This is a genomic window from Paraclostridium dentum (assembly GCF_048568265.1).
GTDB classification, from domain to species: domain Bacteria; phylum Bacillota; class Clostridia; order Peptostreptococcales; family Peptostreptococcaceae; genus Paraclostridium; species Paraclostridium dentum.
The window spans coordinates 2,940,977-2,966,774 of the sequence record NZ_CP183813.1 but is presented as its reverse complement, the minus strand read 5'-3'; the positions used below and the strand labels follow the sequence as shown (position 1 = coordinate 2,966,774).

The 25,798-nt window shown below is 40.2% G+C and carries 13 protein-coding genes, 28 tRNA genes and 6 rRNA genes; all 47 read left to right on the top strand.

The window, feature by feature from the left end; genetic code table 11:
• Nucleotides 1–7: 7 nt before the first annotated feature.
• The 47 genes from lysS to glmS all read left to right on the top strand — a co-directional run bounded on the left by lysS (nt 8) and on the right by glmS (nt 25,767).
• On the top strand, nt 8–1,534 hold the full coding sequence (gene lysS, locus ACN6I1_RS13900) for a lysine--tRNA ligase (RefSeq protein ID WP_419742230.1): 1,527 nt from the start codon (nt 8–10) through the stop codon (nt 1,532–1,534).
• A 225-nt stretch (nt 1,535–1,759) separates the two neighbouring features.
• The gene (locus ACN6I1_RS13895) at nt 1,760–1,963 is read left to right on the top strand and encodes a hypothetical protein (protein WP_021429479.1); all 204 of its coding nucleotides are present in this window, start codon (nt 1,760–1,762) and stop codon (nt 1,961–1,963) included.
• A 215-nt stretch (nt 1,964–2,178) separates the two neighbouring features.
• A 16S ribosomal RNA gene (locus ACN6I1_RS13890) occupies nt 2,179–3,680 on the top strand.
• 162 nt (nt 3,681–3,842) lie between these two features.
• A 23S ribosomal RNA gene (locus tag ACN6I1_RS13885) occupies nt 3,843–6,757 on the top strand.
• 144 nt (nt 6,758–6,901) lie between these two features.
• Nucleotides 6,902–7,018: ribosomal RNA gene (gene rrf, locus ACN6I1_RS13880) — 5S ribosomal RNA — on the top strand.
• The 16S, 23S and 5S rRNA genes sit together here with 22 tRNA genes alongside, the layout of an rRNA operon.
• Nucleotides 7,019–7,023: 5 nt before the next feature.
• Nucleotides 7,024–7,112, top strand: a tRNA-Leu gene (locus ACN6I1_RS13875).
• A gap of 14 nt (nt 7,113–7,126) precedes the next feature.
• Nucleotides 7,127–7,202 (top strand) — tRNA-Met (locus tag ACN6I1_RS13870).
• A 14-nt stretch (nt 7,203–7,216) separates the two neighbouring features.
• Nucleotides 7,217–7,291 (top strand) — tRNA-Glu (locus ACN6I1_RS13865).
• A 9-nt stretch (nt 7,292–7,300) separates the two neighbouring features.
• A tRNA-Gly gene (locus ACN6I1_RS13860) sits at nt 7,301–7,374 on the top strand.
• Between the two features lie 12 nt (nt 7,375–7,386).
• Nucleotides 7,387–7,462: transfer RNA gene (locus ACN6I1_RS13855), tRNA-Val, on the top strand.
• A 5-nt stretch (nt 7,463–7,467) separates the two neighbouring features.
• Nucleotides 7,468–7,544 (top strand) — tRNA-Asp (locus tag ACN6I1_RS13850).
• Nucleotides 7,545–7,560: 16 nt separating this feature from the next.
• Nucleotides 7,561–7,636 (top strand) — tRNA-Asn (locus ACN6I1_RS13845).
• A 4-nt stretch (nt 7,637–7,640) separates the two neighbouring features.
• Nucleotides 7,641–7,715 (top strand) — tRNA-Thr (locus tag ACN6I1_RS13840).
• A 4-nt stretch (nt 7,716–7,719) separates the two neighbouring features.
• Nucleotides 7,720–7,804, top strand: a tRNA-Tyr gene (locus ACN6I1_RS13835).
• Nucleotides 7,805–7,813: 9 nt separating this feature from the next.
• A tRNA-Gly gene (locus ACN6I1_RS13830) sits at nt 7,814–7,887 on the top strand.
• A 16-nt stretch (nt 7,888–7,903) separates the two neighbouring features.
• Nucleotides 7,904–7,980 (top strand) — tRNA-Arg (locus tag ACN6I1_RS13825).
• Between the two features lie 7 nt (nt 7,981–7,987).
• Nucleotides 7,988–8,063: transfer RNA gene (locus tag ACN6I1_RS13820), tRNA-Gln, on the top strand.
• A gap of 12 nt (nt 8,064–8,075) precedes the next feature.
• Nucleotides 8,076–8,151: transfer RNA gene (locus ACN6I1_RS13815), tRNA-Lys, on the top strand.
• A gap of 2 nt (nt 8,152–8,153) precedes the next feature.
• Nucleotides 8,154–8,242 (top strand) — tRNA-Ser (locus tag ACN6I1_RS13810).
• Between the two features lie 9 nt (nt 8,243–8,251).
• Nucleotides 8,252–8,343, top strand: a tRNA-Ser gene (locus ACN6I1_RS13805).
• Nucleotides 8,344–8,351: 8 nt separating this feature from the next.
• A tRNA-Pro gene (locus ACN6I1_RS13800) sits at nt 8,352–8,428 on the top strand.
• Nucleotides 8,429–8,435: 7 nt separating this feature from the next.
• Nucleotides 8,436–8,512: transfer RNA gene (locus ACN6I1_RS13795), tRNA-Ile, on the top strand.
• 10 nt (nt 8,513–8,522) lie between these two features.
• Nucleotides 8,523–8,598 (top strand) — tRNA-Trp (locus ACN6I1_RS13790).
• A gap of 29 nt (nt 8,599–8,627) precedes the next feature.
• Nucleotides 8,628–8,704: transfer RNA gene (locus tag ACN6I1_RS13785), tRNA-Pro, on the top strand.
• A gap of 5 nt (nt 8,705–8,709) precedes the next feature.
• Nucleotides 8,710–8,786 (top strand) — tRNA-Ile (locus tag ACN6I1_RS13780).
• A 5-nt stretch (nt 8,787–8,791) separates the two neighbouring features.
• A tRNA-Phe gene (locus ACN6I1_RS13775) sits at nt 8,792–8,867 on the top strand.
• A 13-nt stretch (nt 8,868–8,880) separates the two neighbouring features.
• A tRNA-Met gene (locus ACN6I1_RS13770) sits at nt 8,881–8,957 on the top strand.
• Between the two features lie 148 nt (nt 8,958–9,105).
• Nucleotides 9,106–10,607: ribosomal RNA gene (locus tag ACN6I1_RS13765) — 16S ribosomal RNA — on the top strand.
• Nucleotides 10,608–10,730: 123 nt separating this feature from the next.
• Nucleotides 10,731–10,806 (top strand) — tRNA-Ala (locus ACN6I1_RS13760).
• 154 nt (nt 10,807–10,960) lie between these two features.
• Nucleotides 10,961–13,875 (top strand): 23S ribosomal RNA (locus ACN6I1_RS13755).
• A gap of 50 nt (nt 13,876–13,925) precedes the next feature.
• A 5S ribosomal RNA gene (gene rrf / locus ACN6I1_RS13750) occupies nt 13,926–14,042 on the top strand.
• Between the two features lie 9 nt (nt 14,043–14,051).
• Nucleotides 14,052–14,126 (top strand) — tRNA-Glu (locus ACN6I1_RS13745).
• A gap of 5 nt (nt 14,127–14,131) precedes the next feature.
• Nucleotides 14,132–14,207, top strand: a tRNA-Val gene (locus ACN6I1_RS13740).
• 9 nt (nt 14,208–14,216) lie between these two features.
• Nucleotides 14,217–14,293 (top strand) — tRNA-Asp (locus ACN6I1_RS13735).
• Between the two features lie 9 nt (nt 14,294–14,302).
• A tRNA-Gly gene (locus tag ACN6I1_RS13730) sits at nt 14,303–14,377 on the top strand.
• A gap of 9 nt (nt 14,378–14,386) precedes the next feature.
• A tRNA-Arg gene (locus ACN6I1_RS13725) sits at nt 14,387–14,463 on the top strand.
• Between the two features lie 143 nt (nt 14,464–14,606).
• The gene (gene cdaA, locus ACN6I1_RS13720) at nt 14,607–15,455 is read left to right on the top strand and encodes a diadenylate cyclase CdaA (protein ID WP_021431548.1); all 849 of its coding nucleotides are present in this window, start codon (nt 14,607–14,609) and stop codon (nt 15,453–15,455) included.
• Complete coding sequence (locus tag ACN6I1_RS13715) at nt 15,452–16,642, top strand: YbbR-like domain-containing protein (RefSeq protein WP_419742229.1); 1,191 nt, start codon at nt 15,452–15,454, stop codon at nt 16,640–16,642. The genes cdaA and ACN6I1_RS13715 overlap by 4 nt, the downstream gene beginning before the upstream one ends.
• Nucleotides 16,643–16,778: 136 nt before the next feature.
• The gene (gene ptb, locus ACN6I1_RS13710; RefSeq protein WP_021428341.1) at nt 16,779–17,684 is read left to right on the top strand and encodes a phosphate butyryltransferase; all 906 of its coding nucleotides are present in this window, start codon (nt 16,779–16,781) and stop codon (nt 17,682–17,684) included.
• A 22-nt stretch (nt 17,685–17,706) separates the two neighbouring features.
• Nucleotides 17,707–18,810 carry a butyrate kinase gene (gene buk / locus ACN6I1_RS13705; protein WP_053832744.1) on the top strand — a complete coding sequence of 368 codons (1,104 nt, stop codon included), beginning with the start codon at nt 17,707–17,709 and terminating at the stop codon, nt 18,808–18,810.
• Between the two features lie 11 nt (nt 18,811–18,821).
• Complete coding sequence (locus ACN6I1_RS13700; protein ID WP_021428245.1) at nt 18,822–19,499, top strand: hypothetical protein; 678 nt, start codon at nt 18,822–18,824, stop codon at nt 19,497–19,499.
• A gap of 41 nt (nt 19,500–19,540) precedes the next feature.
• Nucleotides 19,541–19,756, top strand: coding sequence for a 4Fe-4S binding protein (locus ACN6I1_RS13695; RefSeq protein ID WP_021428297.1), 216 nt, complete (start codon nt 19,541–19,543; stop codon nt 19,754–19,756).
• A gap of 24 nt (nt 19,757–19,780) precedes the next feature.
• Nucleotides 19,781–20,863 (top strand): 3-methyl-2-oxobutanoate dehydrogenase subunit VorB, encoded by a 1,083-nt coding sequence (locus tag ACN6I1_RS13690; protein ID WP_021431551.1) that lies wholly within the window; start codon nt 19,781–19,783, stop codon nt 20,861–20,863.
• Nucleotides 20,863–21,615, top strand: coding sequence for a thiamine pyrophosphate-dependent enzyme (locus tag ACN6I1_RS13685; RefSeq protein WP_021428258.1), 753 nt, complete (start codon nt 20,863–20,865; stop codon nt 21,613–21,615). Before ACN6I1_RS13690 ends, ACN6I1_RS13685 begins: the two co-directional genes overlap by 1 nt.
• 1 nt (nt 21,616) lies before the next feature.
• Nucleotides 21,617–22,177, top strand: a complete 561-nt coding sequence (locus ACN6I1_RS13680) for a 2-oxoacid:acceptor oxidoreductase family protein (protein ID WP_021428304.1) — start codon at nt 21,617–21,619, stop codon at nt 22,175–22,177.
• Nucleotides 22,178–22,351: 174 nt separating this feature from the next.
• Nucleotides 22,352–23,698, top strand: coding sequence for a phosphoglucosamine mutase (glmM, locus tag ACN6I1_RS13675; protein WP_419742228.1), 1,347 nt, complete (start codon nt 22,352–22,354; stop codon nt 23,696–23,698).
• A 242-nt stretch (nt 23,699–23,940) separates the two neighbouring features.
• Entirely contained in the window at nt 23,941–25,767 is a 1,827-nt protein-coding gene (gene glmS / locus ACN6I1_RS13670) for a glutamine--fructose-6-phosphate transaminase (isomerizing) (protein WP_025161772.1), read from the top strand.
• Nucleotides 25,768–25,798 lie beyond the last annotated feature (31 nt).

The following is a 25,798-nucleotide window of genomic DNA, read 5'->3' as shown; positions in this document are numbered from 1 at the left end:
TATACAAATGAATAATGATCAACAAAACGTTAATGATCAAGCTAAAGAAGAACTTACAGAAGTACTTAAAGTAAGAAGAGAAAAATTAGCTAAATTACAAGAGATGGGAAGAAATCCATTCCATATAAGTAGATATGATAGAACTAACTGTTCTACAGATATAAAGAATGACTTTGAAGCTTTTGAAGGTAAGGTTGTTAAACTAGCTGGACGTATAATGAGTAAGAGAATACAAGGTAAAGCTGGATTTATAGATATACAAGATCAAGAAGGAAGAATACAGTGTTATGTAAGATTAGATAGAATAGGTGAAGAAGAATATGCTGTATTCTCTACATATGATATAGGTGACATAATAGGTATCGAAGGAGAAGTATTTAAAACTAAGAAAGAAGAGATATCTATAAAAGCTAATGATGTAAAATTATTAACTAAGTCTCTTCAAGTTCTTCCAGAAAAATACCATGGATTAAAAGATCAAGATTTAAGATACAGACAAAGATATGTTGATTTAATAGTTAACCCAGAGGTTAAAGATGCTTTCGTTACAAGAACTAAAGCTATGAAAGCTTTAAGATCTTATTTAGATGAAAGAGGATTCTTAGAAGTTGAGACTCCTATATTAAACACTATAGCTGGTGGAGCGAATGCTAGACCATTTATAACACATCACAACACATTAGACATACCAATGTATCTAAGAATAGCTAACGAGTTATACTTAAAGAGACTTATAGTTGGTGGATTTGATAAGGTATATGAAATGGGAAGAATGTTTAGAAATGAAGGTATGTCAATCAAACATAATCCTGAGTATACTGCTATAGAATTATACCAAGCATATGCAGATTATACAGATATGATGGAAATAGCTGAAAATGTAATAGCTCATATGGCTGAAGCTGCAACTGGAAGCATGAAAATAGATTATCAAGGAACAGAAATAGACTTTACACCTCCATGGAGAAGAATGACTATGGAAGAATGTGTAAAAGAGTATGCTGGAGTAGACTTCTCTACTATAGATACTGATGAAGAAGCATTAGAAATAGCTAAAGAAAAAGGTATAGAAATAACTCCTGGTATGAGAAGAGGAGAAGTTATCAACGCTTTATTTGAAGAATTTGGTGAAGATAAGTTAGTTCAACCTACATTTATAACTCATCATCCAGTAGAAGTTTCTCCGCTTGCTAAGAGAAACGTAGAAGATCCTAGAAGAACAGATAGATTTGAAGCTTTCGCTAATAAGTGGGAGTTAGCAAATGCTTTCTCTGAACTTAATGACCCTATAGATCAAAAAGGAAGATTTATGGATCAATTAAGAAAGAAAGAATTAGGTGACGATGAAGCTTGTGATATGGATGAAGATTTTGTAAATGCACTAGAAGTAGGTCTACCTCCAACAGGTGGTCTAGGAATAGGAATAGATAGAGTTATTATGTTATTAACAAATGCTCCATCTATAAGAGACGTTATATTATTCCCTACAATGAAACCTATAAAAGAAAACTCTGCAGATGAAATAGAAGAGTAAATAATAGATTAGAACCTTTCTAAATAATATTTTAGAAAGGTTTTTTTATGTTTAATTCAACAGTAAAAAATTAATACTGATATATAATTTTGAGAACAAATATTAAATGCTGAAAAAAACTGAAAGATAATATTAGAAAATGAGAAGTAATGATGAAAAGTATATAAAGGAAAATGGAATAAAAATTTAGAAGTAAGTATTAATAAAAAATTAGGGGGATTTGATATGAAAAATTTAATTAATTGGATGTGTCTTTTATCTGTTATGGGATTAGTTGTACAAGTTATGATTCATATAAGTTCAGAAATTATAAGAGATTTTAATAGTATTAAATCTAAAAAAATTAATGCGAATACTAAAGGTAAGAGGGTTGCAAATACTAGGGTTAAAAGAAATAGAGAATATTATCAAGAAAAAATTGCAAAATAATTTAAAAAAAATTATAAAAAGTGTTGACGGTGTTTAATAAAGGTGATATAGTATTACTTGTCCTTAAGAAACGGACGAAACACAAAAGAAAAAATGAACTTTGAAAATTAAACAGTAGGTTAATTATAAAAATTCTTTTTTAAAGAATTAAACACAAACAACCAAGCCAGATATTCAGATAATGATTAGCTGAGCGATGGACAACTTTTTAAATTATATTTGAGAGTTTGATCCTGGCTCAGGATGAACGCTGGCGGCGTGCCTAACACATGCAAGTCGAGCGATCTCTTCGGAGAGAGCGGCGGACGGGTGAGTAACGCGTGGGTAACCTGCCCTGTACACACGGATAACATACCGAAAGGTATACTAATACGGGATAATATATGAAAGTCGCATGGCTTTTGTATCAAAGCTCCGGCGGTACAGGATGGACCCGCGTCTGATTAGCTAGTTGGTAAGGTAATGGCTTACCAAGGCAACGATCAGTAGCCGACCTGAGAGGGTGATCGGCCACACTGGAACTGAGACACGGTCCAGACTCCTACGGGAGGCAGCAGTGGGGAATATTGCACAATGGGCGAAAGCCTGATGCAGCAACGCCGCGTGAGCGATGAAGGCCTTCGGGTCGTAAAGCTCTGTCCTCAAGGAAGATAATGACGGTACTTGAGGAGGAAGCCCCGGCTAACTACGTGCCAGCAGCCGCGGTAATACGTAGGGGGCTAGCGTTATCCGGAATTACTGGGCGTAAAGGGTGCGTAGGTGGTTTTTTAAGTCAGAAGTGAAAGGCTACGGCTCAACCGTAGTAAGCTTTTGAAACTAGAGAACTTGAGTGCAGGAGAGGAGAGTAGAATTCCTAGTGTAGCGGTGAAATGCGTAGATATTAGGAGGAATACCAGTAGCGAAGGCGGCTCTCTGGACTGTAACTGACACTGAGGCACGAAAGCGTGGGGAGCAAACAGGATTAGATACCCTGGTAGTCCACGCCGTAAACGATGAGTACTAGGTGTCGGGGGTTACCCCCCTCGGTGCCGCAGCTAACGCATTAAGTACTCCGCCTGGGAAGTACGCTCGCAAGAGTGAAACTCAAAGGAATTGACGGGGACCCGCACAAGTAGCGGAGCATGTGGTTTAATTCGAAGCAACGCGAAGAACCTTACCTAAGCTTGACATCCCACTGACCTCTCCCTAATCGGAGATTTCCCTTCGGGGACAGTGGTGACAGGTGGTGCATGGTTGTCGTCAGCTCGTGTCGTGAGATGTTGGGTTAAGTCCCGCAACGAGCGCAACCCTTGCCTTTAGTTGCCAGCATTAAGTTGGGCACTCTAGAGGGACTGCCGAGGATAACTCGGAGGAAGGTGGGGATGACGTCAAATCATCATGCCCCTTATGCTTAGGGCTACACACGTGCTACAATGGGTGGTACAGAGGGTTGCCAAGCCGCGAGGTGGAGCTAATCCCTTAAAGCCATTCTCAGTTCGGATTGTAGGCTGAAACTCGCCTACATGAAGCTGGAGTTACTAGTAATCGCAGATCAGAATGCTGCGGTGAATGCGTTCCCGGGTCTTGTACACACCGCCCGTCACACCATGGAAGTTGGGGGCGCCCGAAGCCGGTTAGCTAACCTTTTAGGAAGCGGCCGTCGAAGGTGAAACCAATGACTGGGGTGAAGTCGTAACAAGGTAGCCGTATCGGAAGGTGCGGCTGGATCACCTCCTTTCTAAGGAGTAATTGCCTACTGTTTAATTTTGAGAGCTTATTGTTCTCAAAATTAGTACTTAATTGTACTTTAGTACTTTGAAAACTGCATAACATTTAGTGATGATTAAATAAACCAATATAAGAGAAGAAAACTCTTTAAAAAATAACACTTTTAATAACTGGTCAAGTTATTAAGGGCGCAGGGCGGATGCCTTGGCACTAAGAGCCGATGAAGGACGCGATAAGCTGCGATAAGCTTCGGGGAGTTGCACGTAAACTTTGATCCGAAGATTTCCGAATGAGGAAACTCACTTAGAGTAATGTCTAAGTATCATTAAGTGAATACATAGCTTAGTGAGGGGAACCCGGGGAACTGAAACATCTAAGTACCCGGAGGAAAAGAAAGAAATTCGATTCCGTAAGTAGCGGCGAGCGAACGCGGAATAGCCCAAACCAGTGAAGTTTTCTTCGCTGGGGTTGCGGACACATCATCAACAAAGAGGTATCGTAAACGAAGAGAGTTGGAAAGCTCCGCTATAAAGTGTAATAGCCACGTAGTTGAAACGAGAAGACTTTAGATGTGATCCAGAGTACCACGGGACACGTGAAACCCTGTGGGAAGCAGGAGGGACCATCCTCCAAGGCTAAATACTACTTAGTGACCGATAGCGCATAGTACCGTGAGGGAAAGGTGAAAAGAACCCCGGGAGGGGAGTGAAATAGAACCTGAAACCCTGCGCTTACAAGCTGTGGAAGCACTTTATATGTGTGACCGCGTACTTTTTGTAGAACGGGCCAACGAGTTACGATAGTAAGCTAGGTTAAGTACTTAAGGTATGGAGCCGTAGTGAAAGCGAGTCTTAAATGGGCGTTAAGTTTGCTGTCGTAGACCCGAAACCGAGCGACCTATCCATGAGCAGGATGAAGCGAAAGTAAAATTTCGTGGAGGTCCGAACCCACGAGCGTTGAAAAGCTCGGGGATGACTTGTGGATAGCGGTGAAATTCCAATCGAGCTCGGAGATAGCTGGTTCTCCCCGAAATAGCTTTAGGGCTAGCCTCAAGGTTGAGAAATACGGAGGTAGAGCACTGAATATCCTAGGGGGCATTGCGCTTACCGAAGATTATCAAACTCCGAATGCCGTTATTTTATACTTGGGAGTCAGACTGTGGGTAATAAGATTCATAGTCGAGAGGGCAACAGCCCAGATCGTCAGCTAAGGTCCCTAAATGTAAGTTAAGTGGTAAAGGATGTGGGATTGCATAGACAACCAGGATGTTGGCTTAGAAGCAGCCACTCATTTAAAGAGTGCGTAATAGCTCACTGGTCGAGTGATCCTGCGCCGAAGATTACCGGGGCTAAAACTTACTACCGAAGCTACGATATCATTTATGATAGGTAGGGGAGCTTCCTATGCAGGCTGAAGCATGACCGTAAGGACGTGTGGACAGTATAGGAGTGAGAATGTTGGCATGAGTAGCGAGACGTGGGTGAGAATCCCACGGGCCGTAAACCCAAGGTTTCCAGGGGAAGGTTCGTCCGCCCTGGGTTAGTCGGGACCTAAGCCGAGGCCGAAAGGCGTAGGTGATGGACAACAGGTTGAGATTCCTGTACCACCGATAATCGTTTGAGAGATGGAATGACACAGTAGGATAAGCTAACCACACTGTTGGTTATGTGTGGCTAAGTACTGAGGCAGTCAAGGCAGGCAAATCCGCCATGATAATGCTGGGGTACGATGGGGAGCGAAATTAAGTAGCGAAGTAGCTGATTTCACACTGTCGAGAAAAGTTTCTATCGAGATTAAAGGTGCCCGTACCGCAAACCGACACAGGTGGGTGAGGAGAGTATCCTAAGGCCAGCGAGAGAACTGTTGTTAAGGAACTCGGCAAAATGACCCCGTAACTTAGGGAGAAGGGGTGCCACGTTAGGGTTAACGCCCGAGGTGGCCGCAGAGAATAGGCCCAAGCGACTGTTTACCAAAAACACAGGTTTCTGCTAAGTCGCAAGACGATGTATAGGAGCTGACGCCTGCCCGGTGCTGGAAGGTTAAGGGGATCTGTTAGGATTTATCCGAAGCAGTGAACTTAAGCCCCAGTAAACGGCGGCCGTAACTATAACGGTCCTAAGGTAGCGAAATTCCTTGTCGGGTAAGTTCCGACCCGCACGAAAGGCGTAACGATTTGGGCACTGTCTCAACAACAGACTCGGTGAAATTGTAATCCCGGTGAAGATGCCGGGTACCTGCGACAGGACGGAAAGACCCCATGGAGCTTTACTGTAGCTTGACATTGAATTTTGGTGCTACATGTACAGGATAGGTGGGAGGCTATGAAATCGGGACGCCAGTCTCGGTGGAGCCATCCTTGGGATACCACCCTTGTAGTACTGAGATTCTAACCAGATACCTTGAATCAGGTATTGGGACACTGTCAGGTGGGCAGTTTGACTGGGGCGGTCGCCTCCCAAAGAGTAACGGAGGCGCTCAAAGGTTCTCTCAGCACGGTCGGAAATCGTGCGTAGAGTGTAAAGGCAGAAGAGAGCTTGATTGCAAGACATACAGGTCGAGCAAGGACGAAAGTCGGACTTAGTGATCCGGTGGTTCCGCATGGAAGGGCCATCGCTCAACGGATAAAAGCTACCCTGGGGATAACAGGCTTATCTCCCCCAAGAGTCCACATCGACGGGGAGGTTTGGCACCTCGATGTCGGCTCATCACATCCTGGGGCTGTAGTAGGTCCCAAGGGTTGGGCTGTTCGCCCATTAAAGTGGTACGCGAGCTGGGTTCAGAACGTCGTGAGACAGTTCGGTCCCTATCCGTCGCAGGCGTAGGAAATTTGAGGAGACCTGTCCTTAGTACGAGAGGACCGGGATGGACGTACCTCTGGTGTACCAGTTGTTCTGCCAAGGGCATGGCTGGGTAGCTATGTACGGAATGGATAAGCGCTGAAAGCATCTAAGCGCGAAGCCAACTTCAAGATAAGATTTCCCACCGTAAGGGTAAGATCCCAGGAAGACTACCTGGTTGATAGGTCGGAGGTGTAAGTGCAGCAATGTATGTAGCTTACCGATACTAATAGATCGAGGACTTGACCAAGATTATTTAATCTTAATAAATGTTATTCAGTTTTCAGGGTGCTAACTCTAGGATATTACTTTACTTAAATATCTTTAAAAAAATATATTGACATTTTTTAATTAAAATGTTAATATAATACTTGTTCAAAACAGAACAACATAATCTAGTTATTATAGCAAAGAGGATACACCTGTTCCCATTCCGAACACAGAAGTTAAGCTCTTTAGCGCCGATGGTACTTGGTGGGAAGCTGCCTGGGAGAGTAGGACGTAGCTAGGTGATGTGCCGAAGTGGCGGAACTGGCAGACGCACAGGACTTAAAATCCTGCGGGACTTACCTCTCGTACCGGTTCGATTCCGGTCTTCGGCACCATTTTAATAAAACATCGCGGGGTGGAGCAGTTGGCAGCTCGTCGGGCTCATAACCCGAAGGTCGCAAGTTCGAGTCTTGCCTCCGCAACCATTAAAATTATATAAGGCCCATTGGTCAAGCGGTCAAGACACCGCCCTTTCACGGCGGTAACAGGGGTTCGATTCCCCTATGGGTCACCAATTAAATATGCGGGTGTAGCTCAATGGTAGAGTTCCGGCCTTCCAAGCCGGCTGTGAGGGTTCGATCCCCTTCACCCGCTCCAGAATAAACACATGGGACTATAGCTCAGCTGGGAGAGCACCTGCCTTACAAGCAGGGGGTCACAGGTTCGAGCCCTGTTAGTCCCACCAATTGCGGCCTGGTAGTTCAGCTGGTTAGAATGCCAGCCTGTCACGCTGGAGGTCGAGGGTTCGAGTCCCTTCCAGGTCGCCAAAATAATTAAATACGCGGGAATATGGCTCAGTTGGTAGAGCAATTGACTGTTAATCAATGGGTCACAGGTTCGAGTCCTGTTATTCCCGCCAATATGCTAGTGTGGCTCAACGGTAGAGCAGCTGACTTGTAATCAGCAGGTTGTAGGTTCGATTCCTATCACTAGCTCCAACGTGGAGGATTTCCCGAGCGGCCAAAGGGGGCAGACTGTAAATCTGTTATCGACGATTTCGGTGGTTCGAATCCACCATCCTCCACCAATTAAATATGCGGGTGTAGCTCAATGGTAGAGTTCCGGCCTTCCAAGCCGGCTGTGAGGGTTCGATCCCCTTCACCCGCTCCAGAATAACATATAATGTGGGTGCATAGCTCAGCTGGATAGAGCAACGCCCTTCTAAGGCGTGTGTCCGGGGTTCGAATCCCTGTGCGCTCACCACATTCATAGGGGATTCGCCAAGTCGGTAAGGCATAGCACTTTGACTGCTACATGCGTAGGTTCGAGTCCTGCATCCCCTGCCAAGTAAATAAAATGATCCATTAGCTCAGTCGGTAGAGCACCTGACTTTTAATCAGGGTGTCCCGCGTTCGAGTCGCGGATGGATCACCAATGGAGAGGTGTCCGAGTGGTTTAAGGAGCTGGTCTTGAAAACCAGTGACTCCGAAAGGGGCCGTGGGTTCGAATCCCACCCTCTCCGCCAAATTAATATGGAGAAGTACTCAAGTGGCTCAAGAGGATCCCCTGCTAAGGGATTAGGCTGGGTTAACCGGTGCGAGGGTTCGAATCCCTCCTTCTCCGCCAGTGATTGTCGAGGTGTAGCGCAGTTTGGTAGCGCACGTGGTTTGGGACCATGGGGCCGGGGGTTCGAGTCCCTCCACCTCGACCAATAAAGTGGACCTTTAGCTCAGTTGGTTAGAGCGCCCGGCTCATAACCGGTAGGTCCGGGGTTCGAGTCCCTGAAGGTCCACCAAAAAATGCATAGGGGTGTAGCTCAGTTGGTAGAGCGTCGGTCTCCAAAACCGTGCGCCGGGGGTTCGAGTCCCTCCACCCCTGCCACTAAAACAATTATATAAATAAGATTATATCGAGGTGTAGCGCAGTTTGGTAGCGCACGTGGTTTGGGACCATGGGGCCGGGGGTTCGAGTCCCTCCACCTCGACCAATTGGGGGCCTATAGCTCAGGTGGTTAGAGCGCACGCCTGATAAGCGTGAGGTCGCTGGTTCGAGTCCAGCTAGGCCCACCAGAAATGCCCAGATAGCTCAGTCGGTAGAGCAGGGGACTGAAAATCCCCGTGTCGGTGGTTCGATTCCGCCTCTGGGCACCATTTATATAACTGTGGCGGTATAGCTTAGTTGGCTAGAGCGTTCGGTTCATACCCGAAAGGTCACAGGTTCGACTCCTGTTACCGCTACCATCTAAGAAATATACTTAAACATATTTAAGAACTTTGAAAATTAAACAGTAGGTTAATTATATAAATTCTTTTTAAAAGAATTAAACACAAACAACCAAGCCAGATATTCAGATAATGATTAGCTGAGCGATGGACAACTTTTTAAATTATATTTGAGAGTTTGATCCTGGCTCAGGATGAACGCTGGCGGCGTGCCTAACACATGCAAGTCGAGCGATCTCTTCGGAGAGAGCGGCGGACGGGTGAGTAACGCGTGGGTAACCTGCCCTGTACACACGGATAACATACCGAAAGGTATACTAATACGGGATAATATATGAAAGTCGCATGGCTTTTGTATCAAAGCTCCGGCGGTACAGGATGGACCCGCGTCTGATTAGCTAGTTGGTAAGGTAATGGCTTACCAAGGCAACGATCAGTAGCCGACCTGAGAGGGTGATCGGCCACACTGGAACTGAGACACGGTCCAGACTCCTACGGGAGGCAGCAGTGGGGAATATTGCACAATGGGCGAAAGCCTGATGCAGCAACGCCGCGTGAGCGATGAAGGCCTTCGGGTCGTAAAGCTCTGTCCTCAAGGAAGATAATGACGGTACTTGAGGAGGAAGCCCCGGCTAACTACGTGCCAGCAGCCGCGGTAATACGTAGGGGGCTAGCGTTATCCGGAATTACTGGGCGTAAAGGGTGCGTAGGTGGTTTTTTAAGTCAGAAGTGAAAGGCTACGGCTCAACCGTAGTAAGCTTTTGAAACTAGAGAACTTGAGTGCAGGAGAGGAGAGTAGAATTCCTAGTGTAGCGGTGAAATGCGTAGATATTAGGAGGAATACCAGTAGCGAAGGCGGCTCTCTGGACTGTAACTGACACTGAGGCACGAAAGCGTGGGGAGCAAACAGGATTAGATACCCTGGTAGTCCACGCCGTAAACGATGAGTACTAGGTGTCGGGGGTTACCCCCCTCGGTGCCGCAGCTAACGCATTAAGTACTCCGCCTGGGAAGTACGCTCGCAAGAGTGAAACTCAAAGGAATTGACGGGGACCCGCACAAGTAGCGGAGCATGTGGTTTAATTCGAAGCAACGCGAAGAACCTTACCTAAGCTTGACATCCCACTGACCTCTCCCTAATCGGAGATTTCCCTTCGGGGACAGTGGTGACAGGTGGTGCATGGTTGTCGTCAGCTCGTGTCGTGAGATGTTGGGTTAAGTCCCGCAACGAGCGCAACCCTTGCCTTTAGTTGCCAGCATTAAGTTGGGCACTCTAGAGGGACTGCCGAGGATAACTCGGAGGAAGGTGGGGATGACGTCAAATCATCATGCCCCTTATGCTTAGGGCTACACACGTGCTACAATGGGTGGTACAGAGGGTTGCCAAGCCGCGAGGTGGAGCTAATCCCTTAAAGCCATTCTCAGTTCGGATTGTAGGCTGAAACTCGCCTACATGAAGCTGGAGTTACTAGTAATCGCAGATCAGAATGCTGCGGTGAATGCGTTCCCGGGTCTTGTACACACCGCCCGTCACACCATGGAAGTTGGGGGCGCCCGAAGCCGGTTAGCTAACCTTTTAGGAAGCGGCCGTCGAAGGTGAAACCAATGACTGGGGTGAAGTCGTAACAAGGTAGCCGTATCGGAAGGTGCGGCTGGATCACCTCCTTTCTAAGGAGTAATTACCTACTGTTTAATTTTGAGAGTTTTTCAATTTTTTTTTGGAAAAATTTCAAAAAATATTGACGAAATTATATTAAAATGGTAATATATTTTTGTCGAAAAAGCGAATATGGGGGTGTAGCTCAGCTGGGAGAGCACTTGCCTTGCACGCAAGGGGTCAGGAGTTCGATCCTCCTCATCTCCACCATATTGAACTTTTAGCAACGGGATATGAGCTATATTAGCGAATAGACGTTGGCGATGTATTTTAGTACTTTGAAAACTGCATAACATTTAGTGATGATTAAATAAACCAATTATAAGAGAAGAAAACTCTTTAAAAAATAACACTTTTAATAACTGGTCAAGTTATTAAGGGCGCAGGGCGGATGCCTTGGCACTAAGAGCCGATGAAGGACGCGATAAGCTGCGATAAGCTTCGGGGAGTTGCACGTAAACTTTGATCCGAAGATTTCCGAATGAGGAAACTCACTTAGAGTAATGTCTAAGTATCATTAAGTGAATACATAGCTTAGTGAGGGGAACCCGGGGAACTGAAACATCTAAGTACCCGGAGGAAAAGAAAGAAATTCGATTCCGTAAGTAGCGGCGAGCGAACGCGGAATAGCCCAAACCAGTGAAGTTTTCTTCGCTGGGGTTGCGGACACATCATCAACAAAGAGGTATCGTAAACGAAGAGAGTTGGAAAGCTCCGCTATAAAGTGTAATAGCCACGTAGTTGAAACGAGAAGACTTTAGATGTGATCCAGAGTACCACGGGACACGTGAAACCCTGTGGGAAGCAGGAGGGACCATCCTCCAAGGCTAAATACTACTTAGTGACCGATAGCGCATAGTACCGTGAGGGAAAGGTGAAAAGAACCCCGGGAGGGGAGTGAAATAGAACCTGAAACCCTGCGCTTACAAGCTGTGGAAGCACTTTATATGTGTGACCGCGTACTTTTTGTAGAACGGGCCAACGAGTTACGATAGTAAGCTAGGTTAAGTACTTAAGGTATGGAGCCGTAGTGAAAGCGAGTCTTAAATGGGCGTTAAGTTTGCTGTCGTAGACCCGAAACCGAGCGACCTATCCATGAGCAGGATGAAGCGAAAGTAAAATTTCGTGGAGGTCCGAACCCACGAGCGTTGAAAAGCTCGGGGATGACTTGTGGATAGCGGTGAAATTCCAATCGAGCTCGGAGATAGCTGGTTCTCCCCGAAATAGCTTTAGGGCTAGCCTCAAGGTTGAGAAATACGGAGGTAGAGCACTGAATATCCTAGGGGGCATTGCGCTTACCGAAGATTATCAAACTCCGAATGCCGTTATTTTATACTTGGGAGTCAGACTGTGGGTAATAAGATTCATAGTCGAGAGGGCAACAGCCCAGATCGTCAGCTAAGGTCCCTAAATGTAAGTTAAGTGGTAAAGGATGTGGGATTGCATAGACAACCAGGATGTTGGCTTAGAAGCAGCCACTCATTTAAAGAGTGCGTAATAGCTCACTGGTCGAGTGATCCTGCGCCGAAGATTACCGGGGCTAAAACTTACTACCGAAGCTACGATATCATTTATGATAGGTAGGGGAGCTTCCTATGCAGGCTGAAGCATGACCGTAAGGACGTGTGGACAGTATAGGAGTGAGAATGTTGGCATGAGTAGCGAGACGTGGGTGAGAATCCCACGGGCCGTAAACCCAAGGTTTCCAGGGGAAGGTTCGTCCGCCCTGGGTTAGTCGGGACCTAAGCCGAGGCCGAAAGGCGTAGGTGATGGACAACAGGTTGAGATTCCTGTACCACCGATAATCGTTTGAGAGATGGAATGACACAGTAGGATAAGCTAACCACACTGTTGGTTATGTGTGGCTAAGTACTGAGGCAGTCAAGGCAGGCAAATCCGCCATGATAATGCTGGGGTACGATGGGGAGCGAAATTAAGTAGCGAAGTAGCTGATTTCACACTGTCGAGAAAAGTTTCTATCGAGATTAAAGGTGCCCGTACCGCAAACCGACACAGGTGGGTGAGGAGAGTATCCTAAGGCCAGCGAGAGAACTGTTGTTAAGGAACTCGGCAAAATGACCCCGTAACTTAGGGAGAAGGGGTGCCACGTTAGGGTTAACGCCCGAGGTGGCCGCAGAGAATAGGCCCAAGCGACTGTTTACCAAAAACACAGGTTTCTGCTAAGTCGCAAGACGATGTATAGGAGCTGACGCCTGCCCGGTGCTGGAAGGTTAAGGGGATCTGTTAGGATTTATCCGAAGCAGTGAACTTAAGCCCCAGTAAACGGCGGCCGTAACTATAACGGTCCTAAGGTAGCGAAATTCCTTGTCGGGTAAGTTCCGACCCGCACGAAAGGCGTAACGATTTGGGCACTGTCTCAACAACAGACTCGGTGAAATTGTAATCCCGGTGAAGATGCCGGGTACCTGCGACAGGACGGAAAGACCCCATGGAGCTTTACTGTAGCTTGACATTGAATTTTGGTGCTACATGTACAGGATAGGTGGGAGGCTATGAAATCGGGACGCCAGTCTCGGTGGAGCCATCCTTGGGATACCACCCTTGTAGTACTGAGATTCTAACCAGATACCTTGAATCAGGTATTGGGACACTGTCAGGTGGGCAGTTTGACTGGGGCGGTCGCCTCCCAAAGAGTAACGGAGGCGCTCAAAGGTTCTCTCAGCACGGTCGGAAATCGTGCGTAGAGTGTAAAGGCAGAAGAGAGCTTGATTGCAAGACATACAGGTCGAGCAAGGACGAAAGTCGGACTTAGTGATCCGGTGGTTCCGCATGGAAGGGCCATCGCTCAACGGATAAAAGCTACCCTGGGGATAACAGGCTTATCTCCCCCAAGAGTCCACATCGACGGGGAGGTTTGGCACCTCGATGTCGGCTCATCACATCCTGGGGCTGTAGTAGGTCCCAAGGGTTGGGCTGTTCGCCCATTAAAGTGGTACGCGAGCTGGGTTCAGAACGTCGTGAGACAGTTCGGTCCCTATCCGTCGCAGGCGTAGGAAATTTGAGGAGACCTGTCCTTAGTACGAGAGGACCGGGATGGACGTACCTCTGGTGTACCAGTTGTTCTGCCAAGGGCATGGCTGGGTAGCTATGTACGGAATGGATAAGCGCTGAAAGCATCTAAGCGCGAAGCCAACTTCAAGATAAGATTTCCCACCGTAAGGGTAAGATCCCAGGAAGACTACCTGGTTGATAGGTCGGAGGTGTAAGTGCAGCAATGTATGTAGCTTACCGATACTAATAGATCGAGGACTTGACCAAGATTATTTAATCTTACAAATGTTATTCAGTTTTTAGAGTACTAACTCTAATCTAGTTACTATAGCAAAGAGGATACACCTGTTCCCATTCCGAACACAGAAGTTAAGCTCTTTAGCGCCGATGGTACTTGGTGGGAAGCTGCCTGGGAGAGTAGGACGTAGCTAGGTTTTAAACAAGGCCCATTGGTCAAGCGGTCAAGACACCGCCCTTTCACGGCGGTAACAGGGGTTCGATTCCCCTATGGGTCACCAGTCGTGGGATTATAGCTCAGCTGGGAGAGCACCTGCCTTACAAGCAGGGGGTCACAGGTTCGAGCCCTGTTAATCCCACCATATATATGCGGCCTGGTAGTTCAGCTGGTTAGAATGCCAGCCTGTCACGCTGGAGGTCGAGGGTTCGAGTCCCTTCCAGGTCGCCAACTTAATAAGCGGGAATAGTTCAGTGGTAGAGCGCAACCTTGCCAAGGTTGAAGTCGCGAGTTCGAATCTCGTTTCCCGCTCCACTATAACGTGGGTGCATAGCTCAGCTGGATAGAGCAACGCCCTTCTAAGGCGTGTGTCCGGGGTTCGAATCCCTGTGCGCTCACCAATCGTAAAAGGAGTTTCACATTTGTGAAGCTCTTTTTTTTTATATTAAAAAAGTATTTTATATATAAATTGAATATAGCTTGATTAATATAGTATAATACATATTGTAAGCAATTTAAGTATTATAAACAGGAGGAAAATACTGTGTTTAATATAGATTCTTTTTGGCAAGGTTTTGTTAGTTTAGCAAGTAATGTAAATATACCAGACATAGTAGATATAGCAATCGTTACCTATATATTTTATAAAGTATATACTTTTATAAAGGATACTAGGGCAGAGCAAGTTTTGAAAGGAATGTTATTTCTTTTAGTAGCGACTAAAGTCAGTGAAATATTTAATTTACATACATTATACTGGATGTTAGAAAATACTTTAACAGTAGGTTTGATTGCAGTTCTTATAATATTCCAACCAGAGCTTAGATCTGGACTTGAATATATAGGAAGAACTAAATTTACTTTTTTAGGTAAAAATAATTATACTATATCAGAGGATGAACTTAAAAAAGATATAGAAGAAATAGTTGAGTGTCTATACTCATTATCAAGACAAAAAATAGGTGCCCTTATAATAATGGAAAGAGATACTAGAATAGGGGAAGTTATAAATACTGGAACTATAATTGATGCTGAGATATCTAGACAGTTATTAATAAATATATTTATACCTAATACACCTCTTCATGACGGGGCGGTTGTTATTAGAGATGGAAAAGTTAAGGCTGCAGCATGCTTCTTACCACTTACTGAAAGTAAGGATTTAAGTAAAGATTTAGGGACAAGACATAGAGCAGCCATAGGTGTAAGTGAAATTTCGGATTGTTTATCACTTATAGTATCAGAAGAAACAGGAGCAGTATCAATAGCTAAGTCAGGAAAATTATATAGAAATATGACTAAAGAAAGATTAACTAATATATTACGAAGCAATTTAAAATCTAGTGATCAAGATCAAGAAAAAGGCTTTTTAAAAGGTGGTATATTTAGATGAAAAATAGATTAAAAAATAATACTAAAATAAAGTTAATATCATTGCTAAGTGCATTAGTGCTATGGTTATATGTTATGACAGTAGAAGATCCAGTAGAAACTAGGACATTTAGTGATATACCTGTAACAATTACGAACATGAGTGTACTAGAGGAAAGAGGATTAACAATATATCCAAAAGAGGAATTGCTTGCAGATATATCTATAAGAGCTAACTTATCAAGTTTAAGACCTATAAATAGAGATAACATATACATTTATGGAAGGTTAGATGATCCTAAAGAAGGAAAAAATGTAGTGTATTTACAAGCTAATTTACCTGAGCGTGTAAATAAGTATGACATAAAGCCAAATGTAATAACATTAGACTTAGAAAAAGTAGTGAAGGAGAAAAGAAGTATATCTGTAGATGTTGAAGGAGAACCAAAAATTAATATTGATAATATAGAGACAAATAAGAAGACTGTGGATGTAAGCGGACCTAGAACTCTTGTTAATAAGGTTACTAGTATCAAAGCTACTTTGGATGCATCTGATAAATATAAAGACTTTTCAACTAAGTTAAAATTAGTTCCAGTAGATGCTAATGGAGATGCAGTTAAAGGTGTTAAATTAGATGATAATTTTGTTGTAGCAACAGTAAAATTTCTACAAGAAAAGGTAGTTCCAGTTAAGTTAGTATTTGATGATAGTGTATCTAATCAATCTAATTTAGAAAACTATTCTATAAATCCAAAGGATATAACTATAGAAGGAAAGAAAGAAGCACTAGACAATATCAATGGTATAAACACAAAACCTATAACTGCTAATGATTTGAAAAACAATAATAGTATAGATGTAGCGTTGGATATACCTAAAGATGTAAAAATTAAAAATAACATCTCAAGTATCAAGTTGAACATAAATAAAAATATAACAAGCGAGTTTCTAATTTCAAAATCTGATATAGAAATTGTTTCAAAAGAAAGTGAAACTGGAAAAGAGGTCGATTTAAGTAAAATTCCAGAAAACATAAAAATAACAGTTAGTTATTCTGATGAGATAAAGGATTTAAGCCAAAAAGATATACAATTATATATAGATATGGCGGATACATCTCAAGGTGAAGGTAAATACCCTATAAAATATAAAAGTAAATATGATTTTAAAGATGTGCAAATAGAACCTAAAATAGTAGAAATATAGCGAAAAATAAGAGGATGTAACAAAAATTAGTAAGTTAAATAAATAATTTTTGTTGCATCTTTTTTATTTTAGATATATGATAAAAATGTGAAGGAAAACAATTTCATAGATATCTTAAATAAAATGGGGTGACGTTTTGAGAAGCTTTAATGATGTAATAAAATACGCAAAAGAAAGAGGGCCTAAAATCATATCAGTTGCTTGCTCTCAAGATAAAGAAGTTTTAATTGCTGTTGATATGGCGAAAAAAGAGGGAATAGCTAATGCAATATTAGTTGGAGATATAGAAAAAACAAAAGAGATAGCGAAGGAATTAAATATAGATTTAGATGGATATGAGTTAATAGATGAAAAAGACTTAGCTCAAGCATCTTTAAAAGCGGTTAGTTTAGTATCTGAAGGTAAAGCAGATATGGTAATGAAGGGGTTAGTGGACACATCAATAATATTAAAGGCAGTTTTAAATAAAGAAGTCGGATTAAGAACAGGAAATATATTAAGTCATGTTGCTGTTTTTGATGTTAAAGGATATGATAGACTTTTCTTTATAACAGATGCTGCTATGAACTTATCACCAGATCTTCAAGGTAAAAAACAAATCATAGAAAACGCTTGCGTAGTTGCGCACGCACTAGATATAGAAAATCCAAAAGTAGCGGCTATTTGTGCTAAAGAGAAAGTAAATCCTAAGATGCAAGATACTGTAGATGCAAAGGATTTAGAAGAAATGTGTGCAAATGGAGATATAAAAGGATGTATAGTAGGGGGACCGTTTGCTTTAGACAACGCTGTTTCAGAAGAAGCTGCAAAACATAAAGGAATGAGTCATCCGATAGCAGGAAAAGCAGATATATTGCTAGCTCCAGATATAGAAGCTGGAAATATACTATATAAATCATTAGTATTCTTCTCTGAAACAAAGAATGCAGGAGTTATAGTAGGGGCTAAGGCACCAATAATATTAACTTCAAGAGCTGATAGTGAAGAGACTAAGCTAAACTCTATAGCATTAGGAGTTTTAATGGCTGCAAAAGTTAAATAGATGAATATACAGGGGGCTTAATATGGAAAATTTATTTAAAATACTAACGATAAATCCAGGATCAACATCAACTAAGATAGCAGTTTTTGAAAATGAAAATTTATTATTTGAAAAGACATTAAGACATTCATCAGAAGAAATTGGACAATATGAAAAAATATCAGATCAATTTGAATTCAGAAAAAAGGTTATAGAAGATGCCTTATTAGAAGGTGGGATAAAAGTATCAGACTTAAATGCTGTAGTAGGTAGAGGTGGACTTTTAAAACCTATAACAGGTGGGACATACAGTGTAGATGAAGATATGATGGAAGATTTAAAAGTAGGAGTATTAGGAGAACATGCATCTAACTTAGGAGGCCTAATAGCTAAAGAAATAGGTGATAGTGTAGGAGTGCCTTCATATATAGTAGATCCAGTTGTAGTGGACGAGTTACATGATGTAGCTAGAATATCAGGTATACCAGAAATATCAAGAAAAAGTATATTCCACGCGCTAAATCAAAAAGCTACTGCAAGAAGAGCTGCTAAAGATTTAGATAAGAAGTATGAAGATTGCAATTTTATAGTTGCTCATATGGGTGGAGGAATTTCAGTTGGAGCTCATAAAAAAGGTTCAGTTATAGATGTTGCAAATGCTTTAGATGGAGAAGGTCCTTTTTCTCCAGAAAGAAGTGGGGGTCTTCCAGTAGGAGACTTAGTAAAAATGTGTTTTAGTGGAGAATATTCACTTGATGATATAAAGAAAAGAATAAAAGGCAATGGAGGTTTAGTAGCATACTTAAATACTAATGATGGTAGAGAAGTAGAATCTATGATTGCTGAAGGAAATGATAAAGCTAAATTAGTTTATGAAGCAATGGCATACCAAGTTGCTAAAGAGATAGGAGCTTGTGCATCAGTATTAAATGGAGATGTAGATGCAGTTTTATTAACTGGAGGAATAGCTTACTCAAATATGTTTACGAACATGATAATTGATAAAGTTAAATTTATAGCTGAGGTAAAGGTTTACCCAGGGGAAGATGAAATGATAGCATTAGCTCAAGGTGGTCTTAGAGTTCTAAATAAAGAAGAAGAAGCCAAAGTTTATGGAAAAGAATTAGCTACTGCTAATACATTATAAAAGGTGATTATATGATAAAAAATGACAAGAGGATTAGAATCATTATAGGTCATTATGGTAGTGGCAAAAGTGAGTTTTCTATGAATTATGTAACAAAGCTTAGAGACCTTACTGATGCTAAAGTTGCGATATCAGATCTTGATATTGTAAACGTTTACTTTAGGACTAGAGAAAAAAGAGATTTTTTACAATCTAAAAATATAATGCCTATAGATAGTTCAATACAAGCAACTTCATTAGATTTACCAGCTGTATCAGCTCAAGTTACAGCGCCTTTAACAGATAAATCGTATGATTATGTAATTGATGTAGGCGGAGATGATGTAGGGGCTAGAGTCTTAGGTAGATTTAGTCATCTTGTAGAAAAAGACGATTATGATATGTTTTGCGTGGTTAATGCAAATAGAGAGCAAACTCAAACTACGAGTGATGTGATAAATCATATTCGAGCTATAGAAAATTCATCAAAATTAAAAGTAACAGGACTTATAAATAATACACATTTAGTTAGAGAAACTACTATAGAAGACATCCTAAAAGGACAAGAACTAGTTAAAGAAGTTTCAAATATAACTAATATACCAATAAAGTATGTTACTTGTTTAGAAAGCTTAATACCTCAACTTCCAACAAACTTAGATGGGGATGTATTTCCAATAAATTTATACATGAGAGAATGTTGGATGTAAAATGAGGTTTAAATATATACAGTTCAAGGAGGCTAATTAAAATGGCTAAGGGAAAAGTTACTTTTGACCAAGACTTATGTAAAGGGTGTGCACTTTGTGTTTCAGCATGTCCAGTTAAGATTGTAGAAATAGACAAGGCTACAATAAACAAAAAAGGATATAATCCAGCTTCTGTTTCTGATATGGATAAATGCGTAGGATGTGCAAACTGTGCAACTATGTGTCCAGATGCAGTTATAACAGTAGAGAGAGACTAAATACAAACTTAAGGGGGAATTAAAATGGCTAAGATACTTATGAAGGGTAACGAAGCAATAGGGAAAGCAGCTATGGAAGCTGGCTGTAAGTATTTCTTTGGTTATCCAATAACACCACAAAACGAGTTACCAGAATATATGTCTAGAGAACTACCAAAAAATGGAGGAGCTTTTGTTCAAGCAGAATCAGAAGTATCTGCGATAAATATGGTTTATGGAGCAGCAGGAGCAGGTGCTAGAGTTATGACATCTTCATCTTCGCCAGGAATAGCTTTAAAACAAGAAGGTATAACATACGCAGCAGGAGCAGAGCTTCCATGTGTTGTTGTTAATATAATGAGAGGTGGTCCAGGACTTGGAGGAATACAACCATCTCAATCTGACTACTTTATGTCAACAAGAGGTGGAGGAAATGGAGATTATAGAACTCCAGTTTATGCACCAGCAACTGTTCAAGAAGCTGTTGATATGGTAATGGAAGCTTTTGAAGTTGCAGATTTTTATAGAACTCCAGTTATGGTAGTTGGAGATGGTATGATAGGTCAAATGATGGAACCAGTAGAATTTAATAAGCCTAAAACAAGAGAATTAGCTCCAAAAACTTGGGCTAGTGTTGGAACTAAAATGGAGAGAAAACCAAATATAATAAACTCTTTATACTTAGATCCAAAATCTCTAGAAGATCACTGTATAAATTTAGATGCTAAATATAAAGAAATAGAAAAAAATGAAACTGCATATGAAATGTACAAAACAGAGGATGCTGAAATAGTATTCGTAGCATACGGAACTACTTCAAGAATCGTTAAAAATACAATAGAAAGTTTAAGAGAAGAAGGTATAAAAGCAGGTCTTATAAGACCTAAAACTTTATGGCCATTCCCATTTGAAGCATTTAATCAAATACCAGAAGCTAAGAACTTATTAACAGTAGAAATGAGTACTGGACAAATGGTAGAGGATGTTAGACTAGCTATAGAAGGTAGATTACCTGTTCACTTCTATGGAAGAACAGGTGGTATGATACCATCACCAGCAGAAATAGCTGCAAAAGCTAAAGAAATAGTAGAACAATCTCAACAAGTTGCTATGGGAGGTGCTAGATAATGACACTTGTATTCAAGAAAACTCAAGGATTAACAGATAACCAAACACACTACTGTCCAGGATGTACACATGGTATAATCCATAGATTAGTAGGAGAAGTATTAGAAGAACTAGATGTATTAGGAGATACTATAGGGGTTGCTCCTGTTGGATGTTCAGTTTTAGCATACAATTACTTTAACTGTGACATGCAAGAGGCTTCTCATGGTAGAGCACCAGCTGTTGCTACAGGTATAAAAAGAGTTCATCCAGATAAAGTAGTATTTACTTATCAAGGAGATGGAGACTTAGCATCTATAGGAACTGCTGAGATAGTTCATGCTGCTGCAAGAGGAGAAAAATTTACAACAATATTTGTAAATAATGCTATATATGGTATGACAGGTGGCCAAATGGCTCCAACAACTTTATTAGGTCAAAAAGCTACTACAGCTCAAAGTGGAAGAGATATAAACTTACAAGGAGCTCCTATAAGAATGGTTGAAATGTTAGGAACTTTAGATAGAGCTGTATTTGTAGAGAGAGTTTCTGTAGATACTCCTGCTAATGTAAGAAAAGCTAAAAAAGCTATAAAGAAAGCTTTTGAAGTTCAATTAGCTGGATTAGGATTTGGTATAGTAGAAGTATTATCAACTTGTCCTACAAACTGGGGATTAACTCCTCAAGATTCATTACAATGGCTAAGAGATAATATGATGCCATACTATCCAATAGGAAATATTAAAGATGTTAAAGTTGAGGAGGCGAAGTAATATGGCTACAGAAAGAGTAATATGTGCAGGATTTGGTGGTCAAGGTGTTATGTCTATGGGACAATTACTTACTTATGCAGGAATGCTTGAGAAAAAGGAAGTTTCATGGTTACCATCATATGGACCAGAAATGCGTGGAGGAACTGCTAACTGTTCAGTAACAATTTCTGATACTCCAGTAGGATCACCAGTTATAACTGATGATGCAACTTGTGCTATAGTTATGAACTTACCTTCACTTGATAAATTTGAAAAAGATGTTGTTCCTGGGGGTAAAATACTAGTGAACAGTTCATTAATAGAGAAAAAAGTTGAAAGAACAGATGTAAAAACTTACTACATACAAGCTAATGAATTAGCTTTAGAACTTGGAAATCCAAGAGTTGCTAACATGATAATGTTAGGAGCATACTTAGAGTTAAATAAATGTGTGGAAGTAGATTCTGTATTAGAAGCATTTAAAAAAGTTTTCGGTCCAAGTAAAGAAAAATTTGTTCCATTAAACAAAGCAGCTTTACTAAAAGGTGCTGAAGCAGTTAAATCTCAAGAAGCGCTTGCATAGTCGCAAAATGTCATGTTTGTTTAATTAATGACACAAAAGAGACAATAGTGTAAATACTATTGTCTTTTTTTGTGAAACATATTAAAATAACAATTATGAACTAAAGACCTGTATTGAACATAGTATAAAACTGTGATATATTAGAGTCTTATTGCTGGAAGGAGTTTTTTTAAAATGAGAAAATATTTTGGAACTGACGGAGTAAGAGGAATAGCTAATACAGAGCTTAACTGCGAGCTAGCATATAAACTAGGTAGAGCAGGAGGGTATGTTTTAACTAAAGGTAAAGATAAGGTTAAGGTTGTAGTTGGTAAAGATACAAGAGTATCTGGAGATATGCTAGAATCAGCCCTTATAGCTGGACTTATGTCAGTTGGATGTGATATTATAACTGTTGGTGTAATACCAACTCCAGGAGTTGCATACTTAACGAAGCATTACAATGCAGATTGTGGAGTAGTTATATCAGCATCTCACAACCCAGTAGAATATAATGGAATAAAATTCTTTAATGAACATGGATATAAACTTGATGATTCTATTGAGCTTGAAATAGAGTCATATATAGATGATATAGAAAAAGTAGAAGTACATCCAACTGGAGATAAAGTTGGTAAAAAGATACACGAACATGATGCTGTAAGAGATTATGTTGATTACTTAAAGACTATAGTAAATATAGATTTTAATGGATTAAAAGTTGTGTTAGATTGTGCGAATGGAGCTGCATATAAAGTTGCCCCAATGGTATTTGAAGAATTAGGTGCAGATGTAGTAGCTATAAATAATACACCAGATGGAAATAACATAAATGATAAATGTGGATCAACACACCCAGAGGGTCTTCAAGAAGCTATATTAAAAAATAAAGCTGATTTAGGACTTGCATATGATGGGGATGCAGATAGACTAATAGCTGTAAATGAAAAGGGTCAAATTGTAGATGGTGACCATATAATGATATTAAGTGCAATATATTTAAAGAAGCACAACAAGTTAGCTAAAGATACTTTAGTTGTTACAGTTATGAGTAATATAGGATTAGTTATAGCTGCAAAAGAAAACAACATAAATCTAGCAACAACAGCTGTAGGAGACAGATATGTTTTAGAGGAAATGAAAAACAGTGGATATAATTTAGGTGGAGAGCAATCAGGTCATATGATTTTCTTAGATTATAATACGACTGGAGATGGAACTTTAAGTTCTTTAGTTTTGGCTCAAATAGTTAAAGAAGAAGGTAAAACTTTATCAGAACTTGCAGCAGTAATGAATCAATATCCACAAGTATTAGTTAATGCTAGAATAAAAAATGAAAATAAAAATAGATATATGGAAATACCAGAAATTAAAGCTGAAATAGAAAGAATAGAAAAACTAATGGACGGATGTGGAAGAGTCTTAATAAGACCATCAGGAACAGAGCCATTAGTAAGAGTTATGTTAGAGGGTAAAGATGAAGGTCAACTAAAAGAATTAGCTACAAATTTAGCTAATTTAATACAAGAGAAATTATCATAATTTCAGAAGTAAATACTAAGATTAAGTCTTAGTATTTACTTTGCAAGCGCCAGAACTTAGTAAAATCTAAGTTGACGAGGACAGAGTTTATCGAATTGTCGGCGGATACTCTGCGGTGTGTTTACCATCGGAAGACTTTTACAAACCGTATAAGTGATTATATGTACAAAAAAAAGTTTATGTAAACTGACCTGAATCTTAAAAATATATAAAATAATAATATTTTTAGGAGGACACAAATTATGTGTGGTATAGTTGGATATTTAGGAAATAGAATGGCGACAGAAGTTTTAGTAGAAGGACTATCAAAGCTTGAATACAGAGGGTATGATTCTGCAGGTGTTGCTATAAATACAGGAAATGAGTTAGAAATAAGAAAATTTAAAGGAAGATTAGCTGTTTTAGCAGAGGATCTAGAAAAGAACCCTATAAATGGAGGTTTAGGAATAGGACATACAAGATGGGCAACTCATGGAGAGCCATCAGATGTTAATTCACATCCTCACTTTAATATGGATAGAACAATAGCTGTAGTTCACAATGGAATTATAGAAAACTATATGGAATTAAAAGAAGAATTACAAGCTGAAGGTGTAAAATTCTTATCTCAAACAGATACAGAAGTAGTAGCACATTTAGTTGATAAATATTATGAAGGTAATTTATTAGATGCAGTATATAAAGCTACTCAAAGATTAAGAGGAGCATATGCACTAGGTGTTATATGTAAAGATAATAATCAAGAATTAGTATCAGTTAGAAAAGATAGTCCTTTAGTTGTGGGACTTGGAGATGGAGAAAACTTTATAGCGTCAGATATACCTGCAATATTAAAATATACAAGAAATGTATATTTCTTAGAAAATGGTGAATTTGTTCATATAGTAGGAGATAAAGTTACTATATTAAATGAAAATAGAGAAGTAGTAAATAAAGAAGTTAATGAAATTACTTGGGATGTTGAAGCTGCATCTAAAGGTGGATACGAACATTTCATGTTAAAAGAAATATATGAACAACCTAATGGAGTAAAAGAAACATTAGTAAGAAGATTAAATGAAAACGGAGAAATCCATTTAGATGATATAAAGATGACTAAAGAAGATTTAGACAATATAAATAGAGTTTATATAGTAGCGTGTGGAACTGCTTATCATGCTGGACTTATAGGAAAATTCGCTATAGAAAAATTTGCTAAGATACCAGTTATAACAGATATAGCATCAGAATTTAGATATAGAGATCCATTTATAGATGATAAGACACTATTAATATTAGTAAGTCAATCAGGAGAAACTGCAGACACTTTAGCTTCTTTAAGATATGCTAAAGAAAGAGGAGCTAGAATATTATCAGTAACTAACGTTGTTGGATCTTCAATTGCAAGGGAATCAGACGATGTATTCTATACTTGGGCAGGACCTGAAATATCAGTTGCATCAACTAAGGCATATACAACTCAATTAGTATCATTCTATATGATAGCTTTAGACTTTGCTATAAAGAAAGGTACTATAACTAGAGAGTACTATAATGAAATGATAGAAAAACTAAAAGAAATGCCTTCAAAGGTTGAAGAAGCTTTAAAACAAGAAGATCATATAAAAGAAATTGCTAAGACTTTAAAAGAAAAACACAGTGCATTCTACTTAGGTAGAGGATTAGATTATAATATAGCTATGGAAGGTGCTTTAAAAATAAAAGAAATATCATATATACATGCAGAAGCATTTGCTGCAGGTGAGTTAAAGCATGGAACTATAGCATTAATAGAAAAAGGAACTCCTGTAGTTGCTATAGCTTCTCAAGGAGAGTTATTTGAAAAAATGGTTTCTAACATGGAAGAAGTTAGAGCAAGAGGAGCATATGTAATTGCTGTAGCTCAAGAGAAAAATAAAGAAGTTGAAAAATCTGCTGATGAAGTGATCTATATACCTAATGTTGAGGATGTATTATCAAGCATATTAACAGTTTTACCACTTCAATTATTATCTTACTATGTTGCAGTTGAAAGAGGTTGCGATGTAGATAAGCCAAGAAACTTAGCTAAATCAGTTACTGTTGAATAATAACAATCAAAGGTGATATCTCAATTTTGTA

Coding starts and splice junctions, on each gene's coding strand:
- lysS (WP_419742230.1), top strand. CDS start 8: ATGAATAATGATCAACAAAACGTTAATGATCAAGCTAAAGAAGAACTT.
- ACN6I1_RS13895 (WP_021429479.1), top strand. CDS start 1,760: ATGAAAAATTTAATTAATTGGATGTGTCTTTTATCTGTTATGGGATTA.
- ACN6I1_RS13715 (WP_419742229.1), top strand. CDS start 15,452: ATGAAAAATAGATTAAAAAATAATACTAAAATAAAGTTAATATCATTG.
- buk (WP_053832744.1), top strand. CDS start 17,707: ATGGAAAATTTATTTAAAATACTAACGATAAATCCAGGATCAACATCA.
- ACN6I1_RS13700 (WP_021428245.1), top strand. CDS start 18,822: ATGATAAAAAATGACAAGAGGATTAGAATCATTATAGGTCATTATGGT.
- ACN6I1_RS13695 (WP_021428297.1), top strand. CDS start 19,541: ATGGCTAAGGGAAAAGTTACTTTTGACCAAGACTTATGTAAAGGGTGT.
- ACN6I1_RS13690 (WP_021431551.1), top strand. CDS start 19,781: ATGGCTAAGATACTTATGAAGGGTAACGAAGCAATAGGGAAAGCAGCT.
- ACN6I1_RS13685 (WP_021428258.1), top strand. CDS start 20,863: ATGACACTTGTATTCAAGAAAACTCAAGGATTAACAGATAACCAAACA.
- ACN6I1_RS13680 (WP_021428304.1), top strand. CDS start 21,617: ATGGCTACAGAAAGAGTAATATGTGCAGGATTTGGTGGTCAAGGTGTT.
- glmM (WP_419742228.1), top strand. CDS start 22,352: ATGAGAAAATATTTTGGAACTGACGGAGTAAGAGGAATAGCTAATACA.
- glmS (WP_025161772.1), top strand. CDS start 23,941: ATGTGTGGTATAGTTGGATATTTAGGAAATAGAATGGCGACAGAAGTT.